Origin of the sequence: Nonomuraea antimicrobica (assembly GCF_039536965.1) — a bacterium.
Taxonomy (GTDB): domain Bacteria; phylum Actinomycetota; class Actinomycetes; order Streptosporangiales; family Streptosporangiaceae; genus Nonomuraea; species Nonomuraea antimicrobica.
Genome location: NZ_BAAAZP010000067.1, coordinates 171,304 through 182,845, shown reverse-complemented (window position 1 = coordinate 182,845; position 11,542 = coordinate 171,304). Strand labels below are relative to the sequence as shown.

Here is an 11,542-nt window from a genome sequence, read left to right as displayed (position 1 = left end):
ACTCCAGCCGCGCCCGTGCGCTGGGGCGGCATGGGGCAAATATGAGGCAAAGCTGAGTCAGACGCCCAGCGGCCGCCTCAGCGCGGACGCGGCGTTCAGCACCAGCCGGGCCGTCTCCCGGGCCGCCTTGTGGGCCACCTCCGGCAGCACCGAGACATAGGTGTCGGCGGTCAGCACGATGCTGGCATGCCCCAGCATCGCCTGCACCACCTTCAGATCGGTGCGCGCGGCCAGCGCCAGCGTGGCGGCGCCATGCCGTAGATCGTGCAGCCGGATGGGCGGCTGTCCGGAGGCGGTCACCAGCCGGCGGAACCGGCCGGTGAGGTAGTCCGGTCGCAGCGGCGCGCCGTCCGCGGTGGTGAACACATATCCCGACTCCCGCCAGCGTGTGCCCGCCCTCGCGCTCAGCTCCTCTTGCCGCTCGCGGTGCTGGGTCAGCACCCGCACGGTCTCCGCGTCCAGAGCCACCACCCGGCAGCTGGCGGCGCTCTTCGGCGGCCCGACCACGACCTGGCCGTCGGCGTGCACGCGCTGCTGCGCCACCGTCAGCTCCGCGGCCTGCAAGTCGACGTCCGTCCAGCGTAGCCCGGCCAGCTCACCGCGACGCAGACCGCACAGCGCGGCCAGCCACCAGGCGGCGTACAGGCGGTCCTGCGCGACGCCGGCCAGGAAGGCCGCGAGCTGCTGTTCGGTCCAGACCGCCACCGCCGGACGTTCTCCCGCTTGCTGCCACCGCGCCGTCCGCCCTACGGTCCAGACGACCGGATGCGGTCGCCGGGGATGCGGCAGGTCGGCGCCGTTGGCCGGGTTGACCGGGATCAGCCGGGCACGCACCGCCGCGTTCAGCGCGGTCCGCAAGGTGGCGTGGATCCGCACCACGGTAGCGGGTGACAATCGGCGCCCGGTCGGCGAGGGACGGGACGCGAGCGTCGCGAGCAGTCCGTTGACGTCGCGGGAGGTGAGTTGGTGAAGCAGGATCCGTCCGAGGCGGGGGATGAAGTAGAGGCGGATGTGCGTGGCGTAGCCCTGCCGGGTCGACGGACGCAGGGCATTCTTGGTGGTCAGCCAGCGTGCCAGCCACTGTCCGAGGGTGCATCCGGCCCCTGCGCCGTCGCAGTTGGCAGCGGCCAGGGCTCGGCCTGCCGCTTGCGCTTCCTCGGGGTCGGCGTAACCGCCCTGACGGACGCGCTGCCGCTGCCCGTCCAGGCCGCGTACCTGCACTGCGAAATACCAGCTGCCGTGAGTGTCATCCACCGGCAGGCGCGGACATGTCACGCCCCGTTGCTGTTTCGTTTCTGGGTCGATACAGCCGCAGCGCCTACTCACCTGTACACGAGTCTTCGGCATCTGCCTCACCTCCACACCCACCGTGTGCGACGACAGGCGCCTCAGGTCAAGCGTCCGGAGAACAGGGGGAAGCTCAATCAGGTTGAATCTTCACTAGCCCCATGCCAAGGGCCTCGGTCAGCCCAGTGACCTCGTCCACGTTGAGCGGTGGCTGGAGCCGCAACGCCTAGGCGGGCAGGTCATGTTCACGGGCGAACGCTGACGCCCAGGTGCTCAGCTGGTTACGACAGGCTGCGAGGAGATCATCCATGGGTACGCCCAAGGCCCTGCCTTGACCACAAATCGGCCACCGAACAAAGTGAGCTCACACAGCGCCAGCCCTGATAGGAACATCGAGTGCTTTGCGGTGGAGAAGGACCGGATCTTCATCCTTCGCCGAGGTCGAGAGTGCCGTAGGCGGCCTCACGGGCGTGCCTTTGCAGGTCATCGATCGTGACGTGGGCGTCCGGTTCGAGCTGGCGGCAGACGCGTTCGAGGAATGCCGTCATGTCTGGCACGGTGCGGCGGGTTGCCGTGGCGTAGGCCAGGGCCCGGTTGAGGACGGCCTTGGTCCGAGTAGGGGCGTCGTCACACCACAGTTGGAGGACGTGGCTGCGCGGTGCCACGTACGAGCCGAGCATCATCAGGGAAAAGGTGCCCTTCTCTCGCGTCTCGGCCGTGCGGCCCAAGTAGCGGGAAGGCGGCAGGATGAGCCGGAAACTGTAGTGGTCGACCCAGGTGAGCGCCTGCAGGGCGATCTTTCGTTCACGCATCCACTCCGCGAAATGGTCGCGTGGCTCCTCTGAGTCGGTGCTCTCCATCACGTGCGTGGCTGTCGGCCAGGAGTTGAAGATTTCCTCCAGGTGGTGGTCCCGCAGTTCGCTGACGCCGGAGTAGACGAGGGTAATGAGCCGCCCGCCGTCATGCGCCCTGATGGCGAAGCAGGGCAGGAATGCCCGGCCCACCTCCAGGACCTCGAGGTTGAGCAGTTCATCGGGCAGGTCGTACTCGCTCCGATCAGGACACCGGCCGAGCTCTGCGACGGCCCCGGGGCGGAAGCCGCACACTTCGGGGAGGAGGCGGTAGAACCGCTGGGCGTATCCGGCGTCCCGGTCCAGGATCCGGACACTGTGGGCGTAGTGGGCGGTGCGGAGCGCTCCGCATCGCACGCCGTCGAAGTACAGGCGCAGCCGTTCCTGTTTCTCGGTGTAGCGGCGATCGTCGCGGACCGATCGCAGGCCGCGCTCGGTGAGGGAGAGGGCGTCGGCGCTGCCCTGTAGATGACCGATGCCGCCCAGGAAGCGCAGTACCCGGTCGACCATGTGCTCGGAGACGCCCAGGAACGTGGCGATGTCCTGGAGACGGGTGAATCCGCCCTCGGCGATGGCGAGGCCGATGTACCGGTCGAGCAGGTTGAATGGGCCGCGTTCCTCGATGGTGGCGGAGAGTTCCGCGGCGTGCAGGGGGAAGGCGAGCGCGTGGATGCGTAGCGGTCGGATGCCGGGAAGGTCGGCGGCATGTTCCAGGGCGCGGGTTTGGAGGATCGTGTCGGTTGAGGTGCTGCTCATGGGTTCTCCCTGAGGCGTCGCATGACCTCGCGATAGCCCCGCAGGTCCCCTGCGGTCCGCACGTGGTCGTGCAGCGCCTGTGCCAGGTCGCGGAAGCCGGGGTCGGTGGCGTTGAGGAGCGTGGTGAGATCACCGAGGAGGATCAGCCGCTGCTTGGCCCGGGAGAAGGCCACGTTGGAGCGGCGTACCTCCCGGAGGAAGCCGACATTGCGGTAGGGGTTGCTGAGCGTGAATCCGAACAGGATCGTGTCGTGCTGGCCGCCTTGGAAGGAGTCGACGGTCGCCACCCGGCGGGCTACGGCGTTCTCATCGCCGATGTGCTGGGCGAGCAGGGAGGTGACCAGGCCGATCTGAGCCGCGTACGGGAGAATGACCGCCCAGTCGTCGGACTTGGCGTGGTAGTGGGTGGCCAGGAGTGTCAGCAGCCTGGCCTCGCACTCGTTGAGCCGGCTGTCTTTGGGCCAGGGTTCGTTCGCGCGGGGTTTGCGGTCGCGCCTCTCCCGCTCCGGGAGCTCCGCGGTGTCGACGAACGCCACGGGAGCGGCGAACAGGTTGTCGTGGTGGACCCGTTTCACGTCGGTCTGCAGGAGTCCGCCGTAGAAGTGGCGGGAGATGAAGTGGGACAGACTCTCGGGCATTCGGCGCTGGAAACGCAGCAATTCCTTGTTCTCTTGGGGCGTCGAGGGGAACAGCAGCTCGAAGGCGCTGTCGGTGATGAGCCGCGCCAGCTCGGGGTCGCCGGGGTGCTCGGCCGCGGCCCAGGCGATCAGCCGCTGATCGGGCAGCGGCGGTAGCTGGACGTGGTCGCCGACGAGGACGGCCCTGCGCGCCCGGACCAGCGGGACGAGCAAGTCGGCCGTGCTGATCTGGCCAGCCTCGTCGACGATCGCCACGTCGAAGTCGACGTCGTTGAGATGCTCGCTCGTCGCGGTGCCGATACAGGTCGCACCGATCACGTCGGCGTATCTGACGAGTTCGTCGTACAGCTGCTCGGTCCGCCGTTCGAGTCTTCCCCGCCAGGAGGTCAGGAGAGCGAGCCGTCTGCGCATCAGCTCGAGTGCGGAGCCCGCGGTGGACAGGAACGCGGCCAGGCTCGCCGTGTCCGGGCTGATCTCGGGCGTGTCCCCGTCGAGCAGTTCGCGCAAGGACGTGGCGACCCTGGCGGCCCGCTCGGCGCTGGATCGCTGTACTGCCAGGTCACGCTCGTGAGCCTGGCGGGCGGACACCAAGTCGGGATGCGTGGCACGTACCTGGTCGAGTTCGGCCGCCAGTTGTGCCCGGTCGCTGGCGATCGCGCCCAGCGTCCGGCGGATGCCTTCGGACGCGGCGTCTGTCGCGTGCTGCTCTTCTTGGAGGCGGGTGAGCCGTCGCCGGAAGAACCGGCCGATCAGCGGGAGCTCGGCGGCTCGCTGTGTCTTGCCCAGCGCGCGGTCGAGCCGCTGAAAAGCATGGACGTGTGCGGCGAGCAGTTCCTCATGGCGGCGCCCTTCCTCGTCCAGGGCTGTCGTTCGCCGTCTGAGATCGGCGGTCACGAAGTCGTCGCACTCGGCCAGGGCGGCGGCGCTGCGCTGGACCTGCGTACCGGCATCCGTAAGACGCCGTAGGTCCTCGGTCAGCTGCCGGAACAGGGCGTCCGCCGGGCCATCCGGAGCCGCGGCGCCGTAGCGCGCAAGGACGGGCTCGGTTCGCTCGGCGATGCGTCGCTGGAGCTCGGCCGCCCGCGCGTCGAGCATCAGGTGCTCGCAGCCCGGGGTGACGCCGCCCTCCCGGCCGACGCGCAGGACCAGCAGGTCCTCCGGCAGGTCTTGGAGCACGTTGTCGACCGCGCGGTTGGTGTAGGAGGAGATGAGGACCTTGCGCTCCTCCTCGGCGCAGGCCAGGACGACCTGGCGGATGGTGTGTGTCTTGCCGGTGCCGGGTGGTCCCTGGATCAGCGCGAGGTCGGGAACGGCCAGCGCCTTGTGGAAGGCGCTGAGCTGGCTGTCGTCCAGACGCTCGCGGGGACGGCGCCCGAGTGCGGGGGCGAAGGACTGGAACCCGTGGTCGACCAGCGCGGTCAGCAGCAGCGGATTGCGGGCACGGCCCTCCCGCAGGATCTCGATGGCCGCGCGCTTCTTGTCGTAGGCGATCAGATTGGGCGATTCGGCGAAGGCGCCGCTCTCGGGGATCCGGCCGAAGTCCACGGGCCGTTCGAACCTCACCGTTGCCACACCCTCGTTGATCCGCTCGATCCGGCCACGCAGGTCGGGCTCGCCGTCGATGTGGACGCGGGTGCCTTCCGTCAGCCGGTTGGCGTCGATGAGCTGGAAGGCGTGCACCGAGCGTGCGGAGCGGCGGGTCACGGCCACCGGGGTGACGCGGTGGTACGGGACGAGCCGGCTGGCATCTCCAGCCGAGGCCTCGATCCGCCGTCCCTGGTTCACCAGCGTGGCGAGCCGGTCGAGATAGGCGATGTGGGAAGCCCGGACTGAGGGCTCCTGATCGGGCGGCGCGGTAATGCCGGTGGCCCAGGCAGTCTGGATGGCCGGCCAGCCGGAGGAGTGATGCAGCTGGTAGAGGTGGTCGTAGACCCGCCATTGCCCGGCGCGCAGCAGCAGACCGCCCCGCACGATCTGGTCGTGGTCGCTGAAGTGCATCGGATGGATCCAGCCGACCCGGTAGCCGCGCATGTCCTGGGTGGGGAAGAGCATGAGCGCATATCGGCCGTCGACGTAGATCTTGAGGAAGTCGTCACGGCCCTCCCGGCCGCGTTCCAGGCGAGCGGGGACCAGGTTCCGCGGCCCCGCCGCCCACAGGTCGTGGCAGATTCCTTCAAGGCCCGGCAGGAGCGGATGGCGCTCGCGCTGCCCGATCAGCTTTCCGGGGAAGTTCTTGGACCAGATCAGACCGACCTCGGCACCGAGATCGACGACCCTTCTCTCCACGATCCGCTCCTTCACCTCAGCCGCGCAGCCCCGCGCCGAGTTCCGCGATGTTGCCACGCTCGGCAGGGTCGGGTGAGAGCGCGCGGTCGAGAGTGCGGGCGATGCGCTGCGGGACGGCAGGGTTCAGGACCGCGGCCGAGACGAGCGGTATTGGCGGACGCCCTGTGACCGTCATGTGAATCAACTCGGCGAGCCGGCGGATGTCCTCGGCGGGCTTGGCGGGGTGTAAGAACGCATGGCCGGCGTCGCGCAGGAAGAGCGCTCCCTGCTGGTCAGTCATGATCGAATCAAGGTCGAGGGCTCCATGGGCGAGTCCTCTGGCGTGCAGGGAGGCCAGTCCTTCGCAGATCCCAGCTGTCCCGGCGGCCAGGACACGCACGGCCTCAGCTTCGCGGCCCCGGCCGCCGTAGAAGCCGGCCAGGGTAGTGAACGAGGGAACCGCGGTGACCAGCACCGCCGTTTCTGCCGTCATGGACACGGCGACCGGCGGCGGCAACCCGGGGAGTGCTTCGGCGAGCAGGCCGGCCTCGGAGGCCAGGGCGACGCGCCGTTCCACGACCTCGGAACCGGGCCCGCTGGATGCGATCCTGCGAATCCAGACGTGACGACCGTCCGGCGCGATCGCGAATGCCTGAGACACGATCGCCGTGCCGTCCGCGGACCTCTCCTCCTCGGGATCGCTCGTGACCCGGTAGGCGACGTCCCCGATCTTAACGATCTCGCTGAGGCCCGTCGGCTCTTCGTCGAGTGGCTTGTCGGGCTCCGGTCGGGCCCGTTCGACGATCACCCACCCCTCATGCTCGGCCTTGATGGCGCGCAGATGCTCATCCGGCCACAGGCCCGGCTCTTTGTCGATAGTTCGATGGCAGCTCGGGCACAGCAACATGAGGTTGCCGAGGCCATCGACTTCCGCCGGCCTGGCCGCCTCCCGGCGAGGCCCGTCCGGGGAGTGCGGCGCGATGTGACCCATCTCGCCGATGTGGTGAGTGCCGCCCTCGATATCCAGGGGTCTGCGGCAGATGGTGCATCGTCTGTCGGTCGCATCGAAGAGTGCGCGCCGGATCTCGTTGGGGATGTGCTTGCGCTGAGCTTGCGCCACGCGAGGATGGTAACGGCTGCCACTTTGAGATGGCGGCGGTCTCGCAGAAGTCCAGCGCCTCGTAACGCCAGTAATTTGTCACCGGTGAGCCGTCATGAGCTGCGGCATGGTCACCCGCATGCTGCTCGTGGCGTCCGCCGGCGGAGGCCGTTGCGCTTCCGGCATTGAGCGCCGCGACGTCTCCTATGGCCGCCGGACCGCTGACCCTGGTGGCCACTACGCTTGGACCGATGGCGGTGGCCTTGCCGTACGGATAGACGCGGAATCCCGCGCACGGTGCAGGGAGGCTGCCCAGGCGCCGATCCCGACTGCCGTCAGGCCCGCTGGCGTGGCCACGGCGATGGCGATGCGGTTGATCGGCTCCCACTGCACGATCAGGAACACTTCGGCTGGTCGGCCATGGATCAGCTCAGCTCGCCGGGCTTCTTGCCGAATTCGTGGTCGCCGCTTCGCGACGGCGCGACTACGCGGGCAGCAGGGATGAACTCACGCCGGGTTTCGATCCGCGCAGCATCCTGCTACTCACGTTCGCCGCGGGCGCCACGATCGCCCGTCCGGCCCTCTGGCGCTGGTTCGCTCCGGCAGCGTGAACGCGTACGCCCTCAGCTCGTCACGATGCTGGCGCATCGTGCGGGGCGGGCCCACCTCATCTTGACCCTCATCATTGGTCGTCGCTAGCCGTCAGGTGGAGCCCTGACCTCCGCTCAAGCAACAAGACTGGCGATCACGTGCCGCCTCCGCCACCATGGGAGGCCGCCCTCAACGCGTCCTCTTCCCCGTCCGACCAGAAGGAAGATCGCGATGCAGCCACCGATACCTACTCCTGATCAGATCGGCACTGTCGACCTGGCGTCATGGGCCGTCGTTCCCGGCCAATCAAACCTGGACAAGGACGAACACGGCGCCTGGGCCGTCACGGCCGGTGACGAGGAGCAGTACGCCCTGTACTTCGAAGTCGCTGACGCCGCCCACCCTCGGCAGGTCGCCGAATTCATCGTCGAGGCGGTGCGAGCACACGCCACCCGGTTGCGGCTCAGCGCCGCCTTCGACGACATCCTGAGCAAACGAGAGCGCCTACGCAGCCGCCCAGCCGGTGCAGACCTGTACGAGCTCGACCGCAGCCGGGTCGTGGCGCTGATGGCGCAACTCGGCAAGCTCGCCGCTGAAGCCTACGAACCTGCGGCCGCGTCCGAGCAGGACGCGCAGACGCAGCGCATCTACGACGAGGTCACGCATCTCGCGGCACTGGCCGTGAGCTGGCTTGAGGCCATCCACGCCCGACACGGTGCCGACGGCGCCTAGGGCGCCCGGCATGTCGCCTCTTCGTGCAGCATGCCGACGACGGCAGCCAGGTGGTGGGACAGGGAGTACGCCTTCCACTCGGTGCTACCGCCAGGGCCGCCGTCCTCACAGGCCGCCCTCGCGATCTGCTCGTCACCCCAGGAGAAGCCCACACCGTCGCCTGGCCAATCCGAGGAACCGACCAGCCTCTTGCAAAGCTCGAAGAAGCCCTTGTTGCCACGGCTTCTTCCCTTCGGCCAGTAGTACAGGGACCATTGCCGTCCGACGGTGTAACGCAGGTTCGGGGCCGGCCACTTGTCGTCTGCCGGGGGAGGCCCCGGATGATCGACTCCGTAGTCCCCGTAGCTGACGTCGCTCCATAGCCGGCTGATCCGGCACCGGAGGTCCGCCTCCCGCCGTGGGACGCGGCTGACCTTCGGTGCGGCAGGCTTCACGAGATCGTCGGTGGAGGGAAACGACCCTCCTACGACCGCCACCGACTGCCAGGCGATGTCGAGGAGGTGGCGCAAGGGGCCGGCAACCCCTGTGCAGGTTTCGGAGACGGAGGTGAAGTAACCGCAGTCGAGAACCAGGTCCGTTCGCTCCACCGTTTCCCCCACCGCTTCCAGCTGATCCAGGAGTACGCGCGAATCACACAGGTTGAAGGCGAAGGGGCGAGGTACGCGGAGGCACACGCCGGTGTGCAGTTTCTCCGTGGCGCGTCGCACTTCCTCCAGGTTCTCCGGCGCCTCATTCGTATGGATGACGGGACGGAAAGAACCGACGCCAAGGTCTGCGACAAGGAGCCTGAGTGCCTCATGGGCTCCTGAGTGCCCGAACCGGTCGGCAAGGGGCCTGGTATCCAGTGCGAAGTCGATACCCTGGTCCAGCAGTCGGTTCCGGTGGACCTCCGACAGTACTCGGTGGACCGCGACCTTCGGCGACTCATCTTCAGCGCGCGCCACGATTTCGATAAGGGGCCGGACGCTGTCCGATACTCGCTCACTCATATGCCTGAGCGCCAGCAGATTGGGTCGGCGACTGTTGATGATGACCACGTACACCGTCATGGCTGGTTCTCCGTGCGGTTGGTGAACCTCATGGCGGGTGAAGCGGCCATCCCTCGCCTGTGGGCAGGCCGCCACTGCCCGGTGCCACCGACGGTGAACTCCGCCTGTCAACACGTCAATATCCGTGGAGCCAGATCCCCACATCGAAGAGTTGACAGCAGGTGTGCATGGGGCAGAATCGCGGCGTTGGTGGCGAATGAGTAATAGCCGGCCACCTGTCTGCCCCACACCACGAAATAGGGTCCCGGCTGTCCACTCCGGCTGAAGTCCTCAGCATGTCAACGGCGGTCGCGGGTGGCATCGCGGTTCTGGCGGCGAGCGGCGCGATACGCAAGGACGGCATGTATCGGGTGATGTCCGGTTCACGGGACAGCCTCGGCAGGACGCCTTCAGGTACACGTCGCCGCGGCCGGTCGGCGTGCGGAGCGCGGCGGACATGCTCCAGTGCTTGATCTGACGGCTCGGACAGACCCGCACACGACTCCGCAGCCCCGATCTCTCCGTCGATGTAGAACTCGGCACGCTCGAACCAGCCGAGCCTGAACCAGTAGGAGGCGGGCGGCCGGGATCGCGCCGCCCGGCGGTCGAATGCCGGGCTCTGCTCGGTCACCACATCACGATCGTGCCAGGCGAACCCCTCGACGGAGACCGGCCGCGTCCCGCCCGCCAGCAGCAGAACGACTGTCGTGAAGCCCAACGGCTCCACAACCACCTGACCGGCTCGAGCTCGTGACGAACACGATCAGTCAGCTCGCTGTCCATCGGCGGCCACCTGCCGTCGAACCGCATCCGCAGCAGCATCGGCTTGTCGCTGGACAGGTCGCACAACACTGGACCGTCCTGATCAACGAAGACGAGCACGGCATCCACAGATGTGGACGATGTGCTCAGCATTCCAAGGATCGACGGGTCGCGGATAGCGTGCTGGATTTCTTCGAGATCGCCGTCGCAGGTGGCCAAGACCTTCGCTGCTGAAAAGTATCGGCTAGGTGTTCTGTCCTGCCTGTCGACGGCGCAGAACTACGTCGGTAACGGGACCGGCTGTTGGCCCGAAGAAGTCGTGAGGATGGTGGGGCGTCGGTGAATGGGCATGATGCGAAGGAAATGTCAGCGTGGGTTTCTCGTTCAAGGTCATGCCGGGAGTACGGCTCAGAGTCAGCAGCCGCGGTCTGAGGGCCGGGATAGGGCCCAGTTTCGCGCGGATGCATGTGGGAGTCGGCCGTACCGGGCTCTCGTCGTCGGTGGGGCCGGTGAGCTTTTACACCAGCCTCGGCGGCGGACGCCGGCGCACTTCGACGGGAGGCCGTCCGACAGCCGGTAGTCTGCAGCGGCAGATGGCCCAGGCCCAGCGTGCTGCCGCGCAGGCGGAAAAGGCCGCCGAAGCCGGGCGGTTGGCGAGCGTCTTCATGCAGATCCTCGAATTGCACCGGGCCGAGTTCCCGCCCGCGCAGCCGCCCGTCGCCGCACCTGTCCCGCCACCGGAGCTGTCGGTCTTTCTGGCCCCTCGGGAGCAGCAGGCGCTGGCGGGCATCGGCGTATTCCAGCGCAAGGCCCGCGCCGAGGCCAAGCAGCGTGCACGGCAGGCCGCCGAGGCCGACATGCAGCAGTGGTGGATGCAGGCCAACGCCGAGCGCGAGCGGTACCAGTGGGAGCTCAGCCGTCAGTGGCAGCATCTATGTGGGAACGATCCAGAGGTGGTCCTGCCGGTCCTGGCGGAAGCGTTCGAGGACAACGAGGCGCCCGCGGTGCCCGTGGCGCTGAACGGTGCGGAGGTATCTCTTGTGATCCTGGCGCCGGGGCCGGACTTCGTGCCCGAACGTTTCCCCTCCCGTACCGCTGCGGGCAACATCTCGCTGAAGAAGCTCACGAAGGACCGTGCGAGCTACTACACCCTGACGTTGTGCGGGTATTTGCTGGTCACGCTGCGCGAGGCGTTCGCCGTGGCCCCAGGCCTCAGTGCCGCACGGGCGGTCGTGCTGCGTACCGATCGCGTTGACGCATACGGCCGGGTCCAGGTCAGCTGCATGCTTGCCGGCCGCTTCGAGCGGTGCTCCTTTGACGGCGTGCGATGGGACGCCGTCGATGCGGCCACCGTGGTCAACGACACCGCCAGCAACCTAATGATCAATCAGAAGGGCGCCGCCAAGGAGCCGTACCCGCTCGATCTCCGGTTCGAGCCGGAGCTGCAGGCACTGGTGAACGCAGTCGACATCACAGAACTCACCGCCCGTTAATCCCACCGCAGGAACTGGTGAGTGCCGATTGATCTGCCAC

At 67.8% G+C, this 11,542-nt stretch carries 8 protein-coding genes; 2 read left to right on the top strand and 6 right to left on the bottom strand.

What is annotated here, in order from left to right:
• Positions 1–57: 57 nt before the first annotated feature.
• The 4 genes from ABD844_RS17550 to ABD844_RS17535 all read right to left on the bottom strand — a co-directional run bounded on the left by ABD844_RS17550 (position 58) and on the right by ABD844_RS17535 (position 6,917).
• The gene (locus ABD844_RS17550; protein WP_344878195.1) at positions 58–1,221 is read right to left on the bottom strand and encodes a tyrosine-type recombinase/integrase; all 1,164 of its coding nucleotides are present in this window, start codon (positions 1,219–1,221) and stop codon (positions 58–60) included.
• Between the two features lie 491 nt (positions 1,222–1,712).
• Positions 1,713–2,894 (bottom strand): hypothetical protein, encoded by a 1,182-nt coding sequence (locus ABD844_RS17545; protein ID WP_344878192.1) that lies wholly within the window; start codon positions 2,892–2,894, stop codon positions 1,713–1,715.
• Positions 2,891–5,818, bottom strand: a complete 2,928-nt coding sequence (locus tag ABD844_RS17540) for a DEAD/DEAH box helicase (RefSeq protein WP_344878189.1) — start codon at positions 5,816–5,818, stop codon at positions 2,891–2,893. Before ABD844_RS17540 ends, ABD844_RS17545 begins: the two co-directional genes overlap by 4 nt.
• A gap of 16 nt (positions 5,819–5,834) precedes the next feature.
• On the bottom strand, positions 5,835–6,917 hold the full coding sequence (locus ABD844_RS17535) for a hypothetical protein (protein ID WP_344878186.1): 1,083 nt from the start codon (positions 6,915–6,917) through the stop codon (positions 5,835–5,837).
• Between the two features lie 801 nt (positions 6,918–7,718).
• On the opposite strand from ABD844_RS17535, the gene ABD844_RS17530 reads away from it, so the two are divergent.
• Complete coding sequence (locus ABD844_RS17530; RefSeq protein ID WP_344878183.1) at positions 7,719–8,219, top strand: hypothetical protein; 501 nt, start codon at positions 7,719–7,721, stop codon at positions 8,217–8,219.
• On the opposite strand, the gene ABD844_RS17525 is transcribed toward ABD844_RS17530, so the two are convergent.
• The gene (locus ABD844_RS17525) at positions 8,216–9,268 is read right to left on the bottom strand and encodes a beta family protein (protein ID WP_344878180.1); all 1,053 of its coding nucleotides are present in this window, start codon (positions 9,266–9,268) and stop codon (positions 8,216–8,218) included. The two genes, ABD844_RS17530 and ABD844_RS17525, sit on opposite strands and share 4 nt — an antisense overlap.
• Before the next feature lie 606 nt (positions 9,269–9,874).
• Complete coding sequence (locus ABD844_RS17520) at positions 9,875–10,228, bottom strand: hypothetical protein (RefSeq protein WP_344878177.1); 354 nt, start codon at positions 10,226–10,228, stop codon at positions 9,875–9,877.
• A gap of 374 nt (positions 10,229–10,602) precedes the next feature.
• On the opposite strand from ABD844_RS17520, the gene ABD844_RS17515 reads away from it, so the two are divergent.
• Positions 10,603–11,502, top strand: coding sequence for a hypothetical protein (locus ABD844_RS17515; protein WP_344878174.1), 900 nt, complete (start codon positions 10,603–10,605; stop codon positions 11,500–11,502).
• The last annotated feature ends 40 nt before the right edge of the window (positions 11,503–11,542 follow it).